This is a genomic window from Streptomyces sp. NBC_00872 (assembly GCF_045161915.1).
Lineage (GTDB): Bacteria > Actinomycetota > Actinomycetes > Streptomycetales > Streptomycetaceae > Streptomyces.
The window spans coordinates 7,524,247-7,546,255 of the sequence record NZ_CP108806.1 but is presented as its reverse complement, the minus strand read 5'-3'; the positions used below and the strand labels follow the sequence as shown (position 1 = coordinate 7,546,255).

Annotated in this window: 16 protein-coding genes; 8 read left to right on the top strand and 8 right to left on the bottom strand. The window is 72.0% G+C overall.

Annotation, left to right across the window (positions count from 1 at the left end):
* Nucleotides 1-157: 157 nt before the first annotated feature.
* Nucleotides 158-1,678, bottom strand: a complete 1,521-nt coding sequence (locus tag OG214_RS32320) for a hypothetical protein (protein WP_405986710.1) — start codon at nucleotides 1,676-1,678, stop codon at nucleotides 158-160.
* A gap of 102 nt (nucleotides 1,679-1,780) precedes the next feature.
* Nucleotides 1,781-2,497: a GntR family transcriptional regulator gene (locus tag OG214_RS32315; RefSeq protein WP_383033464.1), complete on the bottom strand. Its 717-nt coding sequence runs from the start codon at nucleotides 2,495-2,497 to the stop codon at nucleotides 1,781-1,783.
* A gap of 148 nt (nucleotides 2,498-2,645) precedes the next feature.
* Between OG214_RS32315 and OG214_RS32310 the strand changes: the two genes are divergently transcribed.
* From OG214_RS32310 to OG214_RS32285, 6 genes are all read left to right on the top strand, one after another.
* The gene (locus OG214_RS32310) at nucleotides 2,646-3,923 is read left to right on the top strand and encodes an MFS transporter (RefSeq protein WP_363085096.1); all 1,278 of its coding nucleotides are present in this window, start codon (nucleotides 2,646-2,648) and stop codon (nucleotides 3,921-3,923) included.
* Nucleotides 3,924-3,948: 25 nt separating this feature from the next.
* The gene (locus tag OG214_RS32305; RefSeq protein ID WP_405986709.1) at nucleotides 3,949-4,713 is read left to right on the top strand and encodes a LamB/YcsF family protein; all 765 of its coding nucleotides are present in this window, start codon (nucleotides 3,949-3,951) and stop codon (nucleotides 4,711-4,713) included.
* Nucleotides 4,710-5,372 carry an allophanate hydrolase subunit 1 gene (locus OG214_RS32300; RefSeq protein WP_405986708.1) on the top strand — a complete coding sequence of 221 codons (663 nt, stop codon included), beginning with the start codon at nucleotides 4,710-4,712 and terminating at the stop codon, nucleotides 5,370-5,372. Before OG214_RS32305 ends, OG214_RS32300 begins: the two co-directional genes overlap by 4 nt.
* On the top strand, nucleotides 5,372-6,307 hold the full coding sequence (locus OG214_RS32295) for a biotin-dependent carboxyltransferase family protein (RefSeq protein WP_405986707.1): 936 nt from the start codon (nucleotides 5,372-5,374) through the stop codon (nucleotides 6,305-6,307). Before OG214_RS32300 ends, OG214_RS32295 begins: the two co-directional genes overlap by 1 nt.
* 87 nt (nucleotides 6,308-6,394) lie before the next feature.
* Nucleotides 6,395-8,362: a hypothetical protein gene (locus OG214_RS32290; protein ID WP_405986706.1), complete on the top strand. Its 1,968-nt coding sequence runs from the start codon at nucleotides 6,395-6,397 to the stop codon at nucleotides 8,360-8,362.
* Nucleotides 8,363-8,367: 5 nt separating this feature from the next.
* Nucleotides 8,368-9,849 carry a branched-chain amino acid ABC transporter substrate-binding protein gene (locus tag OG214_RS32285; RefSeq protein ID WP_363084496.1) on the top strand — a complete coding sequence of 494 codons (1,482 nt, stop codon included), beginning with the start codon at nucleotides 8,368-8,370 and terminating at the stop codon, nucleotides 9,847-9,849.
* A gap of 1 nt (nucleotide 9,850) precedes the next feature.
* On the opposite strand, the gene OG214_RS32280 is transcribed toward OG214_RS32285, so the two are convergent.
* From OG214_RS32280 to OG214_RS32255, 6 genes are all read right to left on the bottom strand, one after another.
* Nucleotides 9,851-13,564, bottom strand: a complete 3,714-nt coding sequence (locus OG214_RS32280) for a hydantoinase B/oxoprolinase family protein (protein WP_405986705.1) — start codon at nucleotides 13,562-13,564, stop codon at nucleotides 9,851-9,853.
* Nucleotides 13,561-14,442, bottom strand: coding sequence for an SGNH/GDSL hydrolase family protein (locus OG214_RS32275; RefSeq protein WP_363084498.1), 882 nt, complete (start codon nucleotides 14,440-14,442; stop codon nucleotides 13,561-13,563). The genes OG214_RS32280 and OG214_RS32275 overlap by 4 nt, the downstream gene beginning before the upstream one ends.
* 530 nt (nucleotides 14,443-14,972) lie before the next feature.
* A complete protein-coding gene (locus OG214_RS32270) occupies nucleotides 14,973-16,145 on the bottom strand; it encodes a glycosyltransferase (protein WP_363085487.1) in 1,173 nt (390 codons plus the stop codon).
* Nucleotides 16,142-17,260: a glycosyltransferase family 4 protein gene (locus OG214_RS32265; protein ID WP_405986704.1), complete on the bottom strand. Its 1,119-nt coding sequence runs from the start codon at nucleotides 17,258-17,260 to the stop codon at nucleotides 16,142-16,144. Before OG214_RS32265 ends, OG214_RS32270 begins: the two co-directional genes overlap by 4 nt.
* Nucleotides 17,261-17,679: 419 nt before the next feature.
* Nucleotides 17,680-19,089, bottom strand: a complete 1,410-nt coding sequence (locus tag OG214_RS32260) for a HEAT repeat domain-containing protein (RefSeq protein WP_405986703.1) — start codon at nucleotides 19,087-19,089, stop codon at nucleotides 17,680-17,682.
* A 400-nt stretch (nucleotides 19,090-19,489) separates the two neighbouring features.
* Nucleotides 19,490-19,882, bottom strand: a complete 393-nt coding sequence (locus tag OG214_RS32255) for an ankyrin repeat domain-containing protein (protein WP_363085484.1) — start codon at nucleotides 19,880-19,882, stop codon at nucleotides 19,490-19,492.
* A 252-nt stretch (nucleotides 19,883-20,134) separates the two neighbouring features.
* Between OG214_RS32255 and OG214_RS32250 the strand changes: the two genes are divergently transcribed.
* Nucleotides 20,135-20,329, top strand: a complete 195-nt coding sequence (locus OG214_RS32250) for a hypothetical protein (RefSeq protein WP_066952367.1) — start codon at nucleotides 20,135-20,137, stop codon at nucleotides 20,327-20,329.
* Between the two features lie 40 nt (nucleotides 20,330-20,369).
* Nucleotides 20,370-21,977 carry a hypothetical protein gene (locus tag OG214_RS32245; RefSeq protein ID WP_405986702.1) on the top strand — a complete coding sequence of 536 codons (1,608 nt, stop codon included), beginning with the start codon at nucleotides 20,370-20,372 and terminating at the stop codon, nucleotides 21,975-21,977.
* Nucleotides 21,978-22,009 lie beyond the last annotated feature (32 nt).

Here is a 22,009-nt window from a genome sequence, read left to right as displayed (position 1 = left end):
CGGGTGCGGGAGGGTGCGACCGGACCTGGCCCCGGACCCGGCCCCGGACCTGGCCTAGGCCTCGGCCTCGGCGCTGGCATCGACGCCGGCCCCAACCCGCCCCGGACCTGGCCCCAACCCGCCCCCGGACCACGGTCCCTCGCTGATAGGCCCACGCCTAGGTCCTGTCCGCGGGGAGGCGCACCGTGCCCACTATCAGGTCCGCGCCGCCGAATTCCGGGTCGTCCAGGGGCGTGCCGTCGTCGACGGCGAACAGCAGGCGCTCCTCGCCCTGGCGGTACGCCGTGCCCACCGGCGGGCTCGCCGCGTGGATGGCCAGCAGCGCGACCAGATACGGCAGTTCCGGATCGCTGCGGCGGGCCTGCGCCAGCAGACCCGACAGCCGGCGCGGGGCGTCGTACTCCAGGTCGAGCAGCTCCTTCGCGTTCGCGAGCTGCTCCTCACTGAAGCGGCTGTCGTCCGGGGTCGCGATCAGATCGGGCTCGGGCATCTCCGCGCCCAGATGCTCACGCTCCACCGGGGGTGTCAGCAGCAGGTCGATCAGATCCCCGACCCGGACGGACGCGGGTGTCCGCAGACCTGTGCCCCGGGCGAAGAACGCGTCCGTCACGCGCGTCGCCCGCTCGACCGGCAGTGGCAGCAGCGGGACGACGAGCTGTCCGTAGAGATCCAGGCCCGTATGGGCCGTGGGCCGGGCGAAGGCCTGTCTGTCCTGCTCGGCGCGGAACAGCGGGCCCGCCTCCAGCAGCCGGGACTGGAGCTGGGTGTGCCGGCGGATGCAGTCCTTGACGATGTCGACCAGCTCGGCGGCGCGCCGCTTGTGCTCCGCCGTCCTGGGGTCGGCGCCGGTCTCGGCCTCGTCGCGCGCCTTGCGGATATTGGTCAGGATCGCGTTCTCGTGGCGGTAGCGGTCGGCCACGTGGTCGAGCGCCTCATCGATCATGTCGGGAACGGAGTTGAGCCAGTCGACGGCCCGTACATCGCGGCGGGTCGCCTCCAGCGTCCTGCGCAGCGTCTCCGCGTACTGCACGGTGCGGTAGCGGGCCTGTTCGGCGGCGAGCTGGGCGTCGGCGAGCCTGCCTCGGTTGATCAGCACCTCCAGCTTGACCTCGGCGGCGATCTGCGCGCTGGTGACATCCGTGTCGAGCGCGCCGACCAGGACATTGACCGCTTCGTCCGTCGTACGGAGATAGACGCTGCCGCCGTGTCCCGGGACCTCCTCGATGAGCTTGAAGTCGTAATCCCTGCGGGTGTAGACCCCGTCGGTGCCGAAAGTGCCGTAGACCGCGCGGAAGCCCCGGTCCACGCTGCCGACATTGATCAGATTCTCCAGCACCCAGCGGGCGACCCGCTCGTGCTCGGCGGCCGGGCGGCCCGGTGCCTGGGCGGCGACGCGCGGAAGCAGCCGGCCCACTATCTGCTCATGGTCTGCGCCGGTGTCGAAGTCCATGTTGAGTGTGACCAGATCGATGGCGGCGAGCGCGACCTCCGCCATTCCGTAGACGGCGTACTCCCCCGCGAGATTGGCCTTGCGGATGTCCAGGTCGTGCAGCGGCGCGGTGCACGCGAGCGCGCGCAGCCGGCGCGCCAGCCCTTCGTCGGCGGCCGGGCCCTGCGCGGGCCGCGGCCCCGCGCTGAGCTGGGGCGGAACGGAGTCCGTCGAGGCAGGCGAAGTCACGGTGCACAGATTAGGTCCTCGCACCGACATCGGTCGAAACGGTGCGGAAGCGACCGGCGCGGAACCGGCCGGGAAACGGCCGGGAAAACCGCCGCGAAGGCTCTACCGGGGCGGCGCCTCGTCCTCCGCCACGGCTCCCGCGTACACCTCGACGAGCCGCTCGCGGGAGTCGTCCAGATACTCCGCGAGCATCCGCTCCGTCCCGTCCCTGTCCCCCGACTTGAGCGACTCCAGCAGTTGGCGGTTCCGTACGAGATACGGCTCGTGCAGCCCGCGCGGATCGTCCACCACATGGAAGGCGAGGCGCAGTTCGGCCAGGACTCCGCGCATCAGTTCATCGGTGCGGGCGCTGCCGGCCAGCGCGACCAGTTCCCGGTGGAAGTGGATGTTCGCCGTCGAGACGCCCTTCCAGATTCCCTCCTCGGCGGCGCGTTCGCCCCGCGAGACCGCCTTCTCCAGTCCGTCCACCGGGAACGGCGGCCCGTCGAGCCCTCTGACGACGGCGCATTCGATCAGCCGGCGGGTGCGGTAGATGTCCTCGACGTCCTCGACCGCGAGCACCCGTACGAACACCCCGCGGTTGAGCTCATGGACGAGCAGCCGCTCGTGCGTGAGCAGCCGGAACGCCTCGCGCAGCGTATTGCGCGAGACGGCGAGCGCCTTGCCGATGGTGTCCTCCGAGAGCCGCTCGCCCGGCTGGAAGTACCCCTCCGCGATACGGGTGCGCAGGATGTCCGCCACCCGCTCCGCCGTGCTGGTGCGGCCCAGCAGCGGCCGGTCGTCCGCCAGTTCGCCGAGTTCGGCCCCGTTCGTGCCCACAGCAGCCTCTCCCTGATGTCCGTTCGTCTGCACGACTCATCGTAGAAGCAAGAACGAAACAACATGACTCTTGTCGGATCGTTGAACAATCCCCTACGGTGATATCGGCTCACGGTCCCAGCACACTCACCCCTCCTGCGAGGTGCAGATGAGCACGACCCAAGCACGTCTGACCAAGGACGGACTCCCCGAGGACACCGGCGCGTTGGCATGGCTGCGGGCCCTGGGGCCGCAGGGGCGCCGCGCGTTCGCGGGCGCGTTCGGCGGCTACGGCCTGGACTCCTACGACTTCTTCACCCTGCCGCTGAGCATGGTGGCGATCGCCGCCTACTTCGGTCTCGACAGCGGCCAGACCGGACTTCTCACCACCGTCACCCTGGTCGTCTCCGCCGTGGGCGGGGCGATTGCGGGGGTACTCGCCGACCGTATCGGCCGGGTGAGGGCACTGATGATCACCGTCATCACCTACGCGGTCTTCACGGTGCTCTGCGGATTCGCGCCCAACTACGAGACCCTGCTGGTCTTCCGCGCCCTTCAGGGCCTGGGCTTCGGCGGTGAGTGGGCCGTCGGCGCGATCCTGGTCGCGGAGTACGCCTCCGGCAAGCACCGCGGCCGTACGCTCGGCGCCGTACAGAGCGCGTGGGCGGCCGGCTGGGCGCTCGCCGTCATCGTCTACACACTGGTCTTCCAGTTCCTCGACGCGGACACCGCCTGGCGCGTGATGTTCTGGACGGGCGCGCTGCCCGCCCTGCTGATCGTGTACGTACGACGGAACGTCAGCGACGCGCCGGCGGCGGCCGAACAGCGCAGGACCAGCGCGGAGAAGGGTTCGTTCACCGCCATCTTCCGCGGGGACCTGCTCCGTACGACGTTCTTCGCGACGCTGCTGTCCACGGGCGTCCAGGGCGGTTACTACACGCTGGCCACCTGGGTCCCGACCTATCTGAAGTCCGACCGGGGCCTGACCGTCGTCGGTACCGGCGGCTATCTCACCTTTCTGATCTCGGGCGCCTTCATCGGCTATCTGACCGGCGGTCATCTCACCGACCGGCTCGGCAGGAAGAAGAATGTCGCGATCTTCGCGGTGCTCTCCGCGTTCGCGATCCTCGCCTATGTCAATATCCCGGACACGGCCGACTGGCTGCTGCTCCTCCTCGGATTCCCGCTCGGCTTCTGCATGTCGGCCATTTTCAGCGGCTTCGGCTCGTTCCTCAGTGAGCTGTATCCGACGGCGGTACGCGGTACGGGACAGGGGTTCACGTACAACACCGGCCGTGCCGTCGGCGCGGTCTTCCCCACCCTGGTGGGTTTTCTGGCCACGAGCTGGGGGGTCGGGGGCGCGCTGGTCTTCGGCGCCGTCGGCTACGGTCTCGCGGTACTCGCGCTGCTCGGGCTGCCCGAGACCCGCGGCCGCGAACTGATCTGACCCGATCCGATCGGAAGGTGACTCCATGACCTGGGCGTCCATCGATCTCAACGCCGACCTTGGCGAAGGCTTCGGCCGCTGGCGGCTGACGGAGGACGAGCAGTTGCTCTCCGTCGTCACCAGCGCCAATGTGGCCTGCGGGTTCCACGCCGGGGACGCGGCCACCATGCGGCGGGTCTGCGCGTGGGCCGCCGAGCGCGGGGTACGGATCGGCGCCCAGGTCTCGTACCGCGATCTGGCGGGGTTCGGCCGGCGCTCCATGGATGTGCCGCCGGACGAACTGGCCGCCGAGATCGCCTACCAGATCGGCGCGCTGGAGGTGTTCGCCAAGGCGGCGGGCGCCCGGGTCGCCTATGTCAAACCGCATGGCGCGCTCTACAACCGGGTGGTCCGCGACGAGGAGCAGGCGGAGGCCGTCGTGGAGGGCGTCCTGCTGACCGGCGAGCGGCTGCCGCTGCTCGGGCTGCCGGGCTCCCGGCTGCACCAGCACGCGGAGAAGGCCGGACTGCCCGTCATCACCGAGGCGTTCGCGGACCGCGCGTACACCCCGGAGGGCACGCTGGTGCCGCGCGGCGAGGACGGCGCGGTGATCACGGACCCCGCGACCGTGGTGGAACGGTCCGTCTCCATGGCCCGGTTCGGTGTGCTGACCTCCCGGTGCGGACAGTCCGTCGCCGTCCGCGCGCGCTCGCTCTGTGTGCACGGCGACACCCCGGGCGCCGTCGGTCTCGCCCGTCGCGTCCGCGACCGGCTCGAAGCCGCCGGCGTGCGGGTGGAGGCCTTCGTATGAGAACGCTGCCGGTCGGCGACCGGGCACTGCTGGTCGAACTGGCCGACGGCGAGGAGACGGCGGCGCTCCACGCCGAGCTGCTGCGCCGCCGCGCCGAGGGTGCCCTGCCGCCGGTCGGGGAGATCGTGCCCGCGGCGCGGACCATACTGCTGGACGGGCTGGACGATCCGGCCGGTTTCGCCGCGGGGCTGGCCGGCTGGAAGATCCCCGCGGCGCGCGCCCGGGTGACGGACACCGTCGAGCTGCCGGTCCGCTACGACGGACCCGATCTGGCCGATGTGGCGGCGCTGTGGGGGGTGCCTGAGGAGGAGGCCGTACGGATCCACTCCACGGCCGAGTTCCGGGTCGCCTTCTGCGGGTTCGCGCCCGGTTTCGGTTATCTGACCGGGCTCGGGGAGCGGTACGCCGTACCGCGCAGAGCCACTCCGCGTACGGCGGTGCCCGCGGGGGCCGTCGCGCTCGCCGGCCCGTACACCGGCGTGTATCCGCGCTCCTCCCCCGGTGGCTGGCAGCTCATCGGAACGACGGACGCCGTCCTGTGGGACCCGGCGCGCGCCCCCGCCGCGCTGCTCACGCCGGGCGCACGCGTACGGTTCAGGGCGGTCGACGGGAACGCCGGAGGCGATGAGCACACCAAGAGCGACGAAGGCGCGGTTTGATGACGGACCGGGCTTTCGCGGTCGTCCGCGCGGGCGCGCTGACCACGGTGCAGGACCTGGGCCGGTACGGGCACGCCCATCTGGGGGTGCCGCGCTCCGGGGCCCTCGATCCGCCCGCGCTGCGGCTGGTCAACCGGCTGGTGGGGAATCCGGCGGGCGCGGCGGCGCTGGAGACGACGCTGGGCGGCTGCGCGGTACGGCCACGCTGCCCGGTCGTCGTGGCGGTGACGGGAGCGCCGTGCGCCGTGTCCGTCGACGGACGGCCCGTGGCCTGGGGCGCGGCGGTACGGGTCCCGGCGGGCGCGGTCCTCGACATCGGCCCCGCGGTCCGCGGGGTCCGCGCCTATGTGGGGTTCGGCGGCGGGATCGCGGTGGAGCCGGTGCTCGGCAGCCGGTCCACCGATCTGCTCTCGGGCCTCGGCCCGGCCCCGCTGCGCGACGGCGAGGTCGTGCCGCTGGGTCCCCCGGCGGGTCGGCCCGCGCCGGTGGACTGGACTCCCGCCCCGGCCCCGCCGGCCGAACTGGTGCTGCGGATACGGCTCGGCCCGCGCGACGACTGGTTCACCCCCGCCGCGCTCCGCACCCTGGTCACCCGCGTCTACCGGGTGTCGTCCGCGAGCAACCGCATCGGGCTGCGTACGGAGGGCCCGCCCCTGGAGCGTGCCGTACGGGACGAACTGCCCAGCGAGGGCGTGGTGACGGGAGCGGTGCAGGTGCCCCCTGACGGCCGTCCCGTGGTGTTCCTCTCCGACCATCCGACCACCGGTGGCTATCCGGTGGCCGCGGTGGTCATGGAGCGGGATCTCCCGGCGGCGGCGCAGTCGGCGCCGGGCACCCCCGTACGGTTCGTGCCGGTACGGCACCAGGGCACGCGAGCCCAGCAAGATCCAAACGAGAGACCCTTGCCGCTCACCCGGTCAACCACCGTAAAATGAGCGGCCATTGTCGTGCCCTCCGCTAGACTTGACAGCACCGCCCCGCTGATGCCGGTCGGGTGGCTGAGGCTCGGGGGGGCTGACGGCATGAGTACGAGCATGAGTCTGAGGGGCCGTAACGGAATCATCTCCCTCGTCGACGAGTGCCTGAGAGAGCCTCCCACCGCGGAACGCCCTGTGACGATGCTCCTCGGCCCGCGCGGCAGCGGCGCGAGCGAGGCCCACAGCGCGCTGATGGAACGGTTCGGCCCCGAGCATCCCTTCGCCTATGTCGACCTCGGTGTCGAACAAGCGCTGCTGCCGCGCTACGGGCTGGCCCTTCTCGCCCGCCAGCTCGAACGCACACTGCCGAGATACCGCCGCTCCCACTTCCCCCGTCTCACCCTCGGGCTGCTCGCCTCCGACCACGATCTGCGGATGACCACCCTGGCCGAGGGGCGGCGCACCATCCGCCGGGAGCTGGACGCCTTCCAGGAACGGGCCGAGGCCCGTCACGGCGACTATCTGGCCGCCTTCCTGGAGGCCGTGGGCGGGACCCTGGGTGCACCCGACGGGGCGTCGACCGCCGCGGTCGCACTGCTGCGGGACGCCTCACGGCGCGGCCGTCGCCGGCTGCCCGGCCGCAAGTTCACCGGCAGCGCCGCGTGGTACGGCGGCCACCGGCTCATCCAGAGCCAGGACCCGTGGGACGCGCTGGTCGAGCTGAACGTCTGGCGGCACGACGGCGGCACGGAGGAGGGCGAGAAACTGGACCAGGTGCTGTTCTCGGCGTTCCTGGCGGACCTCCGGGACAATGTGACCCACTCGTTCATGCCCCGCTCGTATCTGCTCCTGCTCGACAACGCGCACTCGGAGTACGGCCGCCGCTTTCTCGATCTGCTGATACAGGCACGGCACAAGGACACCGTGGTGGCGGGCGCCGCCTGCGACCCGCTGACCATCGTCGCCAGCTCCAACCGCTGGCTGCCCCGCTGGGGCCCGGCCACCGGCGACCAGTGGCCCTGGCTGCTGCGCGGCCCGGACCGGGCCTCCCTCGGGGACTGGCGCGAGCACCGGCCGCCCCGGGACAGCGACGACACCTGGTGGTACCCGCTGCGGCTGCGCGACCTCAACCTCGACGAGGTGCGCATCCGGATCGAACTGGAGGTGCGCAGCCACCCCGGTCTCGCGCCCTTCACCCGCCTCGCCCCGTTCGTGTACCGGCTGACCCGGGGCCTGCCCAGGGCGGTGCACCAGGTACTCGACGTCCTGCGGCACTCCGGCGTACCGGCGCAGGACGGTCCGGCGCAGGACCGCTGGCTGCGCACGCTGCCCGACCGGACGCTGCGCGACGGCGCGGAGACACTCGTGGACGCCGCGCTCGGCCATCTCTTCAAGGACCTCGACGAGCCGGTGGTCGATGTGCTCGCCGAGTGCGCCGCCGCACGCGATCTGTCCGTCGGGACCCGGGTGCTCAGCGCGGGGGACGCGCTGTTCGGTGAGATCCGCGAACGCTGGCTGCTGGTCGGTCCCGAGTCGCTGACACCGGCCCTGCACCCCTGGCCCAGACGTCTGCTGCTGTGGCGTCTCGCCCGGCGGCCGGACGACTGGGACACCGTGCACGAACTGCTCGCCGAGCACTTCGGCGCCGGGGGCCGTCCCGTCCAGGAGATGTACCACCGGCTGGCGCGGGGCCAGATCGACGAGGTGACCGGGCATCTGGCCGCGCGCTTCCCCGTGGTGCCCGCGGCGCAGTGGATCAGCGAGTTCAACGCGATCACGGCCGCGCCCAACCGGCTCGGGTCCGCGGGCGGACCGCTCGACCTGCTCGCCGGACTCGGCCCCGGCGAGCCCGGCGAGGCCGTCACCACCACATCGGTGATCCGGGAACTGCTCACCGCACGCTGGGTGTGGAGCGATCCGCTCGCGGATCCCGGGATGCGGCTGAACGACTTGATCGCCGACGGGTTCGGCCAGCTCTCACGACTGCGCGGGAACGATGTCGTGGTCCTGTTCAACGAGGCGGAACGCTACCGCCACTGGCGCCATCCACTGACGTCCACGAGCGAGGGGTGAGCAGGATGCGCAGACTCGAATGGCCGCTGCACGTCGTGCGGCGGGTGGTCGTCGCGGTGGTCGTCGTCGCCGTCCTGGCGGTCGCCGTCCCGCTGACTCTGAACTGGATCGGCGATGTCCGGGAGCGCTGCGCCGACGGCGTCGTGAAACGGGGCGCCGGTGAGTGTGTGGGGGTCACCGACGGCTCCTGGGTCTTCTCCGGCCATCTCGCCGAGGTCGAGAAGAAGATCAAGGAGGAGAACGAGCTGGTCCTCAAGGACGCCGCGAAGGAGCCGTATGTCAGCGTCGCGTACATGACGTCGTTCACCCTCACCAACGACGACAGCAACTCGGAGGACTCGGTCCGGCACGAGCTGGAGGGCGCCTATCTCGCGCAGTTCCGGCACAACCGCGGCGATCTCTCCGCCTCGCCCAAGATCCGTCTGCTGATCGCCAACACCGGCAGCAGTTCGGCGCACTGGGAACACACCGTGGACGAACTGATCGACCGGAAGGACTCCGAGGAGAAGCTGGTGGCCGTCACCGGTCTCGGCCCCAGCACCGCCCGGAATCTGGACGCGCTCAGAAAGCTCTCCGCGAACGGCCTCGCCACGGTCGCGAGCACCATGACGGCCACGAACATCCATGACATACCCGGTTTCGTACGGGTGTCCCCTACCAACATCGACGAGGCGTACGCGGGCGCCGCCTATCTGAAGCGGTCCAGGAAGTCACTCACGGCGATGGTCGTCCAGGACGCCGCCAAGAGCAATCTGTACGCCGCCACCCTGGGCAACGCCTTCACCGAGGCGTTCCCCGACAAGGCGGGCGACTACACGCTGGTCGCGGAACGGATGACGTACAACTCCTCGGTGCCCGGCGCCTGGAAGAACTCGCTGCGCTACATCACCGTGCAGCTCTGCGACACAAAGCCGCAGGTCATCTATTTCGCGGGCCGGGGGCAGCACCTCACCAACTTCCTCGACTACCTGGCGAGCCGCACCTGTACGGACCACACGTTCACGGTCCTCGCCGGCGACGACACCTCGAACCTGGACCGGGAACAGATCACCCGCGCCGTCGAGAACGACGTGGAGGTGCTCTTCACGGGGCTGGCCCACCGCGACATGCTGCGGGCCGATCCCGGCAAGGTGTCCAAGGTCTCGGCCGGCTACTTCCAGGAGGACGGCCGGCTCAACGAGTGGTTCCCGAACGACGACCGCTACGACGGGCAGGACATCATGGCCCATGACGCCGTGCTGGCCGCCGCCCACGGCATCGAACTGGCGGCGGGCAACTCGGGCCCGGTGACCGGGGCCACGGTGGGGGAGATGTTCCGCCAGATGCACGGACGGCAGCGGCTGGCGGGGGCGAGCGGATTCATCTCCTTCCAGAACAACGGCAATCCGGACAACAAGGCCGTCCCGATCCTCAGACTCAACTCCGAGGGCCGGACGGAACTCGTGGAGGTCTCGGCCGCCCACGGGAAGCCGCCGGAGGGCCAGTGACCTACCGCGAGGGTGGGGGCGAGGACGAGGACGAGGGCGCCGTCCCGTAGCCGCCGCCCCCCGGCGTCCGCATGACCAGCACGTCGCCGGGGCCCATCTCCACCGAGTCGACGCCCCGCAGCGGCGTGACCGTACCGTCCGCGCGCTCCACCTCGTTGCGGCCGAGCGCGCCCGGCAGGCCGCCCGCCATGCCGTACGGCGGGACCCTGCGGTGCCCGGTGAGCAGGGTCACCGTCATCGGCTCCAGGAAGCGGAGGCGCCGGACCACACCGTCGCCGCCGTGCCAGCGCCCCGCGCCGCCGCTGCCGTCCCGTACGGCGAAGGCGTCGACCCGGACGGGAAAGCGCCACTCCAGCACCTCGGGGTCGGTGAGCCGGGAGTTGGTCATATGGGTCTGGACGGCGTCGGCGCCGTCGAAGCCGTCACCGGCGCCGGAGCCGCTGGCCACCGTCTCGTAGTACTGCACCCGGTCATTGCCGAAGGTGAGGTTGTTCATGGTGCCCGAACCCTCGGCCTGGACGCGGAGCGCCGCGTAGAGCGCGCCGGTGACCGCCTGCGAGGTCTCCACATTGCCCGCGACGGTGGCCGCGGGATGGACGGGGGCGAGCATCGAGCCTTCCGGTACCCGGATCTCCAGCGGTTCCAGACAGCCGCTGTTGAGCGGGATGTCGTCGGCCACGAGCGTGCGGAAGACGTAGAGCACGGCGGCCGTCACCACCGATCTGGGCGCGTTGAAATTGCCCGGGAGCTGGGGCGAGCTGCCGCTGAAGTCCAGCACCGCGCCGCGCGCCGCCCGGTCCACCCGCAGCGCCACCTCGATCACCGCGCCGCCGTCGGTCTCGTAGCGGTACGAGCCGTCGTGCAGCCCGGCGACGATCCGGCGCACGGACTCCTCGGCGTTCCGCCGCACATGCCCCATATAGGCCTGTACGACATCGAGGGAGAACTCGTCGACCATACGGGCGAGTTCGGCGATGCCCTTCTCGTTCGCCGCGATCTGGGCCCGCAGATCGGCGAGATTGGTGCCGGGGTCGCGGGAGGGATGGCGCGCGGTGGTGAGCAGTTCCCTGGTCTCCGCCTCGCGGAACCGGCCGTCCCTGACGAGCAGCCAGTTGTCGAAGAGCACGCCCTCGTCGTGCACGGTCCTGCTGAAGGCGGGCATGGAGCCCGGGGTGATGCCGCCGATCTCGGCGTGGTGGCCGCGCGAGGCCACCAGGAACCGCACCCGCCCGCGCGCGACGCCCGACTCATCCGACTCGCCCACCCCGTTCGCCTCATGCGCCCCGTCCGCCCCGTCCGCCCTGTCCGCCCCGTCCGCCTCGTCGAAGACGGGGGTCACCACGGTCACATCGGGCAGATGGGTGCCGCCGTGGTAGGGATCGTTGATGGCGTACACATCGCCGGGCCGCAGGCTGCCCTTGTTGCGCCGCAGCACCTCCTTGATGGATTCGCCCATCGATCCGAGATGGACGGGGATGTGCGGCGCGTTGGCGATCAGATTGCCCTCGGCGTCGAAGAGCGCGCAGGAGAAGTCGAGCCGCTCCTTGATGTTGACGGAGTGGGCCGTGTTCTCCAGCCGCACCCCCATCTGCTCAGCGATCGCCATGAAGAGGTTGTTGAACACCTCAAGCAGCACGGGATCGACTTCCGTACCGACCGCGACCCGCGAGGGGCGTGGCCGCACGCGCGTGAGCAGCAGATGCCCCAGCTCGGCCGCGCCCGCCCGCCAGCCCGGTTCGACCACGGTCGTGGCGTCGGCCTCGGCGATCACGGCGGGCCCGGTCACGGTCTCGCCGGGAGACAGCTCCTCGCGGCGGTACAGCGGGGTGTCATGGAGGCTGCCTTCGCTGAACATCCTTACGGAGGCGTACGGTTCCGCCCCGCCGGGCCGGCTCTCCGAGGGCCGGGGCGCGTACGGGGTGTGCTCGCCGGAGGCGCCCACGGCCTCGACCGAGACCGCCTCCACCACCAAGGGCTTGTCCATGGTGAAGGCGTAGCGCGAACGGTGCTCGCCCTCGAAGGCCGCCGTCATGGCCGCGACACCGTCCAGGGCGACCGGCAGACCGGCGTCCGTACCGGCGTACCGGAGCAGCACACGCGCGCGCGTGCTGATCGCGGAGTCCGGTACGGAGTCGGCGCGCAGCTCGGCGCGGGTGCGCCCGGCGAGGGAGTCGCACAGCTCACGCACCCGCCCCAGGGTCCGCTCGGTCAGCTCGGCCTCGACGGACTGCTCGCGCATGGCGGTGGCGTCGGCGAGTCCGATGCCGTACGCGGACAGGACCCCGGCGAGCGGCGGCACGATCACGGTGTCGACCCCGAGGGCGTCGGCGACCGCGCAGGCGTGCTGTCCGCCGGCCCCGCCGAAGCTGGTGAGCGCGTAGCGGGTGATGTCGTGTCCGCGCTGTACGGAGATCTTCTTGACGGCGTTCGCCATATTGAGCACGGCGATCTCCAGATAGCCGGCCGCGACCTCCTCGGGGGTGCGGCTGACGCCGGTGGCCTTCCGTACCTCCTCGGCGCGTTCCTCGAAGCGCCGCCGTACCACCTCGGCGTCCAGCGGCTGATCACCGTCCGGGCCGAACACCGCGGGGAAATGGGCGGGCTGGACGCGGCCGAGCATCACATTGGCGTCGGTCACGGTGAGCGGGCCGCCACGCCGATAGCAGGCGGGGCCCGGCACGGCGCCCGCCGAGTCGGGGCCCACCCGGTAGCGCTGACCGTCGAAGTGGAGGACGGAGCCGCCGCCCGCAGCGACGGTGTGGATGTTCATCATGGGCGCGCGCATCCGGACCCCGGCCACCTGGGTGCCGAGTTCCCGCTCGAACTCGCCCGCGTAGTGGGAGACATCGGTGGAGGTGCCGCCCATGTCGAAGCCGACGACCCGGTCGAAGCCGGCCTGCCGCGCCGTACGGGCCATGCCGACGACTCCCCCGGCCGGTCCCGAGAGCACGGCGTCCTTGCCGCGGAAGTGGGCCGCCTCCCGCAGCCCGCCGTTGGACTGCATGAACATCAGCCGGATACCGCGCAGTTCCCGGGCGACCTCGTCGACATAGCGGCGCAGGATCGGGGAGAGATAGGCGTCCACGACGGTGGTGTCGCCGCGCGGCACCAGCTTGATCAGCGGACTGACCTCGTGCGAGCAGCTCACCTGGGTGAACCCCGCCTCGCGTGCGGCGCCGGCGACGGCGCTCTCGTGCGCGCTGTGGCGGTATCCGTGCATGAGGACGACGGCGGCGCTGCGGAAGCCGTCGCGGTGGGCCGCGCGCAGCCGCCCGGTGACGGTGTCCAGATCGAGCGGCCGTACGGTCACGCCGTGTGCGTCGACCCGCTCGGGGACCTCGATGACACGTTCGTACACCGCCTCGGGGAGCACGATCCCGCGGTCGAAGAGCCGGGGCCGGTTCTGGTACGCGATCCGCAGGGCGTCCCGGAAACCCTCGGTGATGAGGAGGACGGTCGGCTCACCACGTCTCTCAAGGAGCGCGTTCGTGGCGACGGTCGTCCCCATCTTCACGACGGCGATCCGGTCGGCCGGGACCGGATCGTGCGGACCGAGCCCGAGCAGCAGCCGGATTCCGGCGACCGCCGCGTCCCGGTACCGCTCGGGGTGGTGCGAGAGCAGCTTCCTGGTGACCAGCTCTCCGTCGGGGCGCCTGCCCACCACATCGGTGAAGGTGCCGCCCCGGTCGATCCAGAATTCCCAGCGCCCGGTCATTCCCCCATTCTCGCGCGGGGAGCGCCCGGGGAGAGGGTGGCGAGCGCGCGGGAGAGGGCCTGATCGGCGTGGACGTCGAGACGGCCGCTGGTGCCACGGGCCCAGTGCCGTACCTCGTCCCCCGCGAGGCGCAGCAGCTCGGGCAGCAGGTCCCGGCAGCGGCGGGCCACCCAGGCCGCCCCCTTGGTCGCGAGCCACCCCAGCACGGCGGCGCGGGTGGGCGGGAGCTGATCGACCTCCAGGGAGGGCGGCGGTCCGATGGCCAGCCCCCGGGCGGCGAGCGGCGCGTGGAAGCGCGCGGCGATCATCCGGTGGCCCCGCTCCCCGGGGTGCAGCCGGTCGGCGCTCCACAGGGACCGGTCGTTGACCCAGGCGGCTTCGGCCATATGGAGATGGACGGTGTCGTACCGCGCGGCCAGGGCGTGTACGACGGCGTTCAGCGCACGCTGCCTGCGTGCGAGCGGCCTGGCGAGCGGCAGGGGCAGCCCGAGCATGGTCCCCGGGTCGGGCAGACAGGTGGTCAGCAGGACGGCCCCGCGCGCGGCGAGAACGGCACAGACGCGGTCGAGTCGCTGGGCGATGTCCTGGATGTCGAAGGCGCAGCGGAGCGTGTCATTGACGCCGACGACGACGGACGCGATGTCCGGCCCGAAGTCGAGGACGTCCGGGACCTGCTGCTCCTCTACGTCCCGGGTCAGCGCGCCGCTGACGGCGAAGTTGTGGAACCGTACGCCGCTCTCGCCTTCGGCACCGGCCGGGCGTGCGGGCCCGAGGGCCCCGCCGAGCAGGGCGGCCCAGCCGCGCCACCCGCCGTCCACGGGGTCACCGATCCCGGCGGTCAGCGAGTCCCCGAGCGCGGCGAACCGCAACGCCCGCACGGACGGAACGACGCCCTCCTTACGGAGGCCGACGGGAACGGGAGCGCCTGCCGGCCCGGCGCCGGACGATCCGGACCCGGACGGCCCGGACCCGGACGTGGCCGGGGCCGCTGCCCCGTCGGCCCCGTCGGCGCCGACGGCCCCGATGCCGCGGACGGTGCCGACGGAACCGTCCCGTGATTCCGTCGAGGTCACCTCGGCCGCCGGACCGGCGGAGCCGTCGGCAGGCCGGGAGTCCTGTACGACGTGCGGGAGCGGCCGGCCGGCTGCCGGCGCGGCGGCTGTCCCGGACTCCGCGGGCGTCCGGCCGGCGGGCGCCGGTCCCAGGGACGCCTGCCCGGAGAGCGTCCGGCCCACGGACGCCTCACCGGCGGGCGCCTGCCCCGGGGCCGTCCGCCCCGCGTGCGCGTCCGTCTCCACCGGGGCCACGGGCTGTTCCCCTCCTCGTACGACGATGCGCGGCGCCGCGTCCGAGCCGTCGCCGGTGCGTTCTCCGCCCGGCGCCGACTCCGCGATCTCCGCGCCCGTGGTCATCTCTGCGCTCCGTCCGGGCGGCGGATCTGCGACGGCACCTTGTTGAGCAGCGGGGCGTCGTGTGCGGCCAGGAACCCGGCCACCGCGTTGTCCCAGCTGAAGAGTTCCGCGCGGGCACGGGCCGCGGCGCGGCGGTCGTCCTCCGGGCGCGTCAGCAGCTCCTGGATCGCGTCGGCGAAGGACACGGCGCTGTCCACGGCGGCCACCCCCGCGTCCCCGATGACCTCGGGCAGCGCCGACGACGCGCTCGGGACGACCGGGGTACCGCAGGCGAGCGCCTCCAGGGCCGACAGCCCGAAGGTCTCGGCCGGTCCCGGCGCCAGACAGATGTCCGCGGCGGCCTGGAGATCGGCCATCTCCTCGCGGTCGGCCACATGTCCGAGGAAGAGCGCGGGCAGCCGCTGGGCACGGGCCCTGCGGACCAGTCCGGCCCGCAGCGGACCCTCGCCCGCGACGACCAGCACGGCCCGTACACCCCGGTCCCGCAGTTCGGCGAGCGCGTCCAGCGCGGCGCCCGGCCGCTTCTCCACCGAGAGCCGGGATCCGAGCACCAGCAGTACGTCCGCACCGCGCGCGTACCGGGCGCGCAGGGCCTCGCTGCGCCGCTGCGGCCTGCACCGGGTCAGATCGACCCCGAGCGGCGCGCGCACCACGTTGCGGGCGCCGATACGGAGGAACTCGCGCTCCGCCCACTCGGTGGTGCACACGATCCGCGAGTACGCCCACGCGCTGCGCGTGTTGAGCCGGTCCGCGGTCCGTCCCGCGGCGACCCCGGGTACGCCCCAGGTGCGCAGCACCCCGTCCGCCGTCTCGTGGGAGACCATCACCGAGGGGACCCGGTGGCGCCGTGCCCACTCCCCCGTCCACCGCAGCGTGGTCCGGTCGGAGACTTCGAGCCGGTCGGGCCCGAGCGATTCGAGCACCTCCCGCAGCCGCCGCCGGGCGGTCAGCACCCGGTAGCCGCCGGTGCCGGGGATGACGGGACCCGGCAGGGTGATCACCCGCCCCTGCACGGTGTCCTCGTCGGTCTCCCGCTCGCCGGGCACGATGAGCACCGGCTCGTGCCCGGCCGCGAGATAGCCGCTGCCGAGCTCCTGGAGCGCGGTACGCAGCCCGCCCGAGGCGGGGGTCACGAAGTTCGCCAGCCGTACGATCCGCAAGCCGCTCACGCGACCACCGCCGTGCGCGCGCCGAGGACCTCGTCGTAGTGGCCGAGAAGCTGGTCGCCGACGACGGCCCAGGTCCTGCCCTCCACGGTGGTGCGTGCCGCCCGCCCGTACGCCTCACGGAGCGCCGGGGCGTTGGCGAGGTCCCGCACCGCCTCGGTGACGGCGTCGGCGTCGTGCGGTGTCACCAGCGTGCCGGTGTACCCGTGGGCGACGAGATCGAGCGGTCCGCCCGCGGCGGGCGCGATCACCGGTACCCCGCTGGCCATGGCCTCCTGCACGGTCTGGCAGAAGGTCTCGTACGGTCCGGTGTGCGCGAACACGTCGAACGAGGCGAACGTACGCGCGAGCGCGTCGCCGGTCGTACGGCCCAGGAAGACCGCGCCGGGCAGCGCGCCCCGCAGCGTGGTCTCGCTGGGACCGTCCCCGACGATCACGACCCGGACGCCCGGCAGCTCGCAGACACCCGCGAGGAGTTCGACATGCTTCTCGGGCGCCAGCCGGCCGACGTATCCGACGATCAGCTCCCCGTTGGGCGCGAGCCGCCGGCGCAGCTCCTCGTCCCGCAGCTCGGGCCGGAACCGTACGGTGTCCACCCCTCGCGGCCAGAGCCGCACCCGCGGAATGCCGTGCTCGGCGAGGTCGCGTACGGCCGCGCTGGACGGTGCCAGAGTGCGGTCGGCCGCGGTGTGCACGGTACGGATCCGGCGCCAGGCAGCCGCCTCGCCCGCGCCCACATAGGTGCGGGCGTAGCCGGCGAGATCGGTCTGGTACACGGCGACGGCGGGGACCCCGAGCCGTGAGGCGGCCGTCATGCCGCGCACCCCGAGCACGAACGGGCCCGCCAGATGGACCAGTTCGGCGCGGTGCGCGGCGATGGTCGCCGCGACCCGCCGGCTGGGCAGCGCCACCCGTACCTGGGGATAGCCGGGCAGCGGCACGGAGGGCACGCGCACCACGGGGCACGGTGCGTCGATCTCGGCATCACCGGCGACGGCCGGGGCGATGACGAGCGGGTCATGACCGCGCGCGGCGAGGTGCCGGGCGGTCTGGAGGGCGCAGTGGGCTACGCCGTTGACATCCGGTGGGAAGGACTCGGTAACTATGACGACACGCATGTTCGTGTTGTCGTCCTACCGAGCGTGTCCCTGCCAACGTGGATCTTTCCGCGTGGGGAACGTCCCGTGAGCATTGGACGCGGGTCGCCTGCGGCGGGCGGGGGTGGTGGACGGAGGGTGCCGATGCGGTCACGGCGCGTGCGCCTGGCGGCGGGGGCGGTTCGCGCCTGGCGGCGCGGGGGCGGTGCGTGGGTGGTGCGGGTGCCGGGGCCTCCGGAGGTACATGTCCGGACGGCATGATTTACGCCGCGTGCGGACCGGTTCGGTAGGTGCGGGTCTCGTATGCGGCACAAATCACGCTTTAGTGTCCGGACACGCACCTCCTCCGACCACGACCCCCTCCCGCCGGGGTCCGGCTGCGGGCCCACACCAAGCCCGTCCGGCGATTGAGGACGAACCGGTCGGCCGGAACCGAGCGCTCAAAAAGACAGCGGCCCGATTCTGCTGCGTACCGCCGTTTGTACCTCGGCCTCCTCCGCCGGGTCCGCGGCCAGTCGACGTAGCCGCTCCGCCACCCGTACATCGCCGGTCTCGGCGTGCAGCGCGGCGACCTCTCGGGTGCTCTCCTCGCAGTCCCACAGGCATTCGACGGCGAATCCGGTGGCGTAGGAGGGATCGGTGGCGGCGAGCGCGCGTGCCGTGCGGCCGCGCAGGTGCGAGGAGGTGGTCTCGCGGTAGACATGGCGCAGGACGGGGGCCGCGCAGACGATGCCGAGGCGTCCGGCGCCGTCGACGAGGGTCCACAGTCCCGGTGCGTCGGGTCCGTCGGCCCGTACGGTCTCGCGCAGCGCGCCCAGCACCAGTTGGGTGTCGCGGGTGCCGCCACGACTGGCGAGTACACCGGCGGCGGAGGCTCCGAGGGCGTCGGGCCTGTGCACCCAGCCGCGGGCCCGGTCGACGGCCGCCTCGCCGCACATCCGCTCGAAGGCGGAGACCGCGGCGTCGGCGACGGTACGGTCCGCGCCGACGGCCGCTTCGATCAGATCGAGGACGACGGGGTCGGCCGCCTCGGCGAGATAGTGGAGTGCCGCGCACCTGGCCCCGTCGGGTCCGCCGCGGGCGGCCTCGATGATCATCGCCCGGTCCTCGGGCCCGGCGACCGCGCTCAGACAGCGCGCGGCGGGCACATGGAGCACGGAGCCGCGCTCCAGGGCCTGCTGAGCCCAGTCGAAGACGGCCTGTACGCTCCAGCCGGGCCGGGGACCGCTGGGCCGGAGCTGGCGCTGCCAGCGGTCGAACGAGCCCTGTTCACCGGCGGCCCTGATCCGGGCGCCGATCTCCTGCCGGGGATCGTCGGCCCAGAGCCGCCAGGGCCGGGGCTCGAAGGCGTCGCGTACGGCGGTCGCCAGTTCGGTGTCGCCCTCGGGCGTGGCCGGGAATCTGGCGAGGACGGGCAGCGCCAGCGAGCGCAGACCGGTGTCGTCGTCGCGCAGCGCCAGCTCGTCCAGGGCCCAGGCCCAGTTGGAGCCGGCCGCCGCGTAGCGCCGGAGCAGTTCCAGTGCGTCGCGCCTGCCGTACGAGGCGAGATGGCCCAGCACGGCGAGCGCGAGCCCGGTCCGTGACTCCTCGGTGTCGAAGTGGTCCTCGGCGAGGAAGAGGTGGTGCTCGATGGCGTCGAGACCGCCGTGGAGATCCAGATACAGGCGCGCGTAGTACAGCGACCGGTTCTCGACCTGCCAGTCGTGCCGGGGGTCGTTCAGTACGCAGTGGTTGAGGGCGGCGAGCGCCTCCGCGCGGGGCGCCGCGAGCGCGTGCAGCGTGCCGTCGCCGCGGCCCCTCTGCAACAGGCCGAGCAGAGTGCCGCTCGGCGCTATGACTGGATCGAACATCGGAAAAGCCTCACATCAAGCTGTTGACGCAACCGGGGTGTGATGCGGCACCGGGACCGGTGCCGACCCTTCTGGGTCTAGGGCTTGTCTGACACATAGCGCCGTCCGCCCCTTGGGCGGGGCTCGCGGCGTCTGGTGCGTGCGATCGCAAGGCGGAGGATCGCCCGTGTACTGGACGTACTCGGGCGACTCCGACAACGCGGCGAGCGTGCGTGCCAGGCGTCGCGAACCAGGCGGGATGTGTCAGACAGGCCCTAGGCCGTGCGACAACATGTTCGGCCGCCCGTCGTCTCCCGCTCAACGCAGACCATCTTCCCTGCCTCTCGTCGGTGGCCCCCTGCGGGCCCGACGTCATGATGACCCAGCCATTTCGCCACCGCGACCACATTTACGACGTCTCTCACCTGGCTCCGAACAGCTCCAGGAGGTCCGTCTTCCCAAACATCCGCGCGGTATCCACGGCGGAGGGACTCCCCTGCGCCGGATCCGCGCCGCCGGCGAGCAGTGTCCTGATGACCTCGTCCTCGCCCTTGAAGACCGCGCCGGCGAGCGGTGTCTGGCCGCGGTCGTTGGGCCGGCTCCCGTCGGCGCCGCGCTCCAGCAGGGCCGCCACCGCCGAGGCGTGGCCGTGGTAGGCGGCGAGCATCAGCAGGGAGTCACCCCTGTCGTTGGTGAGATTCGCGGGCACACCGGCGTCGATGTACGCGGCGAGCGCCTCGGTCTCTCCGCGCCGTGCCAGATCGAAGATCCTCGTAGCCAGCTCCACCACCTCGGGATCCGGGGTTTCGCTCATCGGTGGACCGCCTTTCACGCCGTTGACCTGGTACGTACGGCACATTGACGCCGTACGAGTGAACCGACAGGGTACTGCGCGCGGCGCTTGCCCAGGACGGGACGTGCGACGTCCCGGCCGCGCGGCGGCATGTCATGGACCAGTGCAGTGAAATACCCGATATTTCACTCACTTGCACCTTTTGTCGCATAGATACTTGCGGTGATTCTGGAAGAACTCATGGTGACTGTCCCCTCTACCAGGAGAACCCTCATGATTCTTTCCATGTCGGGCGTGGTGCTGCTCGGAATCATCGTCTTCCTTTTCTTCCGGAAGGACGGACTCAAGGCCTCGCACGCGATGGTGTGCTCGCTGTTCGGTTTCTATCTCGCGGGCACCGCCATCGCCCCGAGCATCACAGCCGGCGGCGCCAGCCTCGCCGGCCTTCTGGGCGGGATCAAATTCTGACCCCCGTCCATCCCCTTTCCGCATCCAACAGGAGACTGACGTGGCCCGGCGACCACTCCCCCGCATTCTGAGCAGCGGCAGCGACCGGATCGCGCGCGGGCGCGATCTGGCCCGTACGGCCGCCGACAGCGCCACCGACGTTCTCCACCCGCTGATCACGATCACCCGTGGTCTGCGGCTGCTGGCCGCCGCAGGGCGCCAGAAGTGGGCCGGTACGCCCAAGGACCGGCGCGGTCCCGCGCTGTTCCTGGTCGCGGCCTGCGTCCTGGTGACCGCGCTCATCCCGTACGGGCCGATGCTGGCCCTGATCACGGTGATGGCCGTGGCCGCCTGGAAGGGACGCGACCGAACGCCGCCGGCGCGGACCGGGCCCGACGAAGCGGAGGTGAAACGACTCCAGTCCCTCTACGAGGCGCTGGTGCCGTATCTCTCCGTTCCCGAGGACCCGAGTCCGCTCTTCGCCCACGGCGGCGAGTGGAGCAAGGCCTTCGAGGAGCACGCGTTCGACGGCGAGGGGCGGCTCATCCGGCTCCAGCTCAGCTATCCCCCGTACTTCACCGACGGCGAGCCCGACGCGCGGGCCCGGATCGAGCAACTGCTGTACGCCAAGTCCGGACGCGGCCGGGAATATCACTTCGACTGGCAGGAAGAGGCCAACCAACTGGTGATGACCGTCCTGCCCGCCCTCTCCACCGCCATCGCCGCCCAGCGTTTCATCACCGCCCCGGGCGAGACGGTCCTCGGCTTCACCGACGACGGAGCGGTGCCGCGCACCGTGCCGGTCGTCACGGGCGGCGGAAGCCGGCACGCGCCCCCGGTGCTCTGGCGGACCGGACCGCGCTCGACTGAGCCCCATCTGCTGGTCGCGGGGACCCCGGGCAGCGGCACCACGACCCTGCTGCGCTCCATCGCCCTCCAGGCCCTCGCGGACGGGGACGTACTGATCGTGGAGGGCAGCGGCACCGGCGAGTTCGGCTGTCTGACCGGACGCACCGGTGTGCTCGCCGTGGAGTGCGGCCTGGCCGGCGCGCTCTCCACCCTCGAATGGGCGGCGAACGAGACCGAGCGGCGGCTCATCGCCGCCAACAACGCCCGCCAGTCGGGCCGGCCCGTGCCCGAGGACGCCAGAAGGCCGCTGTGGATCCTGGTGGACCGGCCGAGCGTCTTCGGGCATCTCGCGGCGGCCGACGGACGCACCGATCCGCGGGAACTGCTCCATGTACCGCTGCGCCACGGCAGGGCCGCCCACATCACCGTGGTGGTGGCCGATCACCTCGACGGCCTGGACACGCTCGACGAGACCGTACGGGCCCACACCCACGCCCGGGTGATCCTCGGACCGGTCGCGGCACCGCAGGTGGAAGCGGTGCTCGGGGCGCCGCCGCACACCACGCCCACGCCGGACGTCCCACCCGGCAGGGGCTACGCGCGGCTCGGGGCGGGCCCGGTGCTCAGACTCCAGGTCCCGGCGACGCCCGACCCGTACGACGACGGGGCGAGCGACGCCCACCGTCGTGCCGTCCTGGAGATCCTGCCGGAACCCCTCGGTCGCGAGCGGGTGCCCGAGCAGGAGCAGACGCCGCACCGTACGGTCGAGCCGCCCCAGCCGTCGGGCCCGATCCGCCGTCAGATGGCGGCCGAGGGCTGAGGACCGGACGGCGGTCGAGGAGCATCCGCTCT

Bases quoted from the DNA above. Each gene is read 5' to 3' on its own strand.
- OG214_RS32290 (WP_405986706.1), top strand. From the start codon at position 6,395: ATGAGTACGAGCATGAGTCTGAGGGGCCGTAACGGAATCATCTCCCTC.
- OG214_RS32260 (WP_405986703.1), bottom strand. From the start codon at position 19,089: ATGTTCGATCCAGTCATAGCGCCGAGCGGCACTCTGCTCGGCCTGTTG.
- OG214_RS32305 (WP_405986709.1), top strand. From the start codon at position 3,949: ATGACCTGGGCGTCCATCGATCTCAACGCCGACCTTGGCGAAGGCTTC.
- OG214_RS32310 (WP_363085096.1), top strand. From the start codon at position 2,646: ATGAGCACGACCCAAGCACGTCTGACCAAGGACGGACTCCCCGAGGAC.
- OG214_RS32280 (WP_405986705.1), bottom strand. From the start codon at position 13,564: ATGACCGGGCGCTGGGAATTCTGGATCGACCGGGGCGGCACCTTCACC.
- OG214_RS32265 (WP_405986704.1), bottom strand. From the start codon at position 17,260: ATGCGTGTCGTCATAGTTACCGAGTCCTTCCCACCGGATGTCAACGGC.
- OG214_RS32285 (WP_363084496.1), top strand. From the start codon at position 8,368: ATGCGCAGACTCGAATGGCCGCTGCACGTCGTGCGGCGGGTGGTCGTC.
- OG214_RS32255 (WP_363085484.1), bottom strand. From the start codon at position 19,882: ATGAGCGAAACCCCGGATCCCGAGGTGGTGGAGCTGGCTACGAGGATC.
- OG214_RS32295 (WP_405986707.1), top strand. From the start codon at position 5,372: ATGACGGACCGGGCTTTCGCGGTCGTCCGCGCGGGCGCGCTGACCACG.
- OG214_RS32300 (WP_405986708.1), top strand. From the start codon at position 4,710: ATGAGAACGCTGCCGGTCGGCGACCGGGCACTGCTGGTCGAACTGGCC.
- OG214_RS32250 (WP_066952367.1), top strand. From the start codon at position 20,135: ATGATTCTTTCCATGTCGGGCGTGGTGCTGCTCGGAATCATCGTCTTC.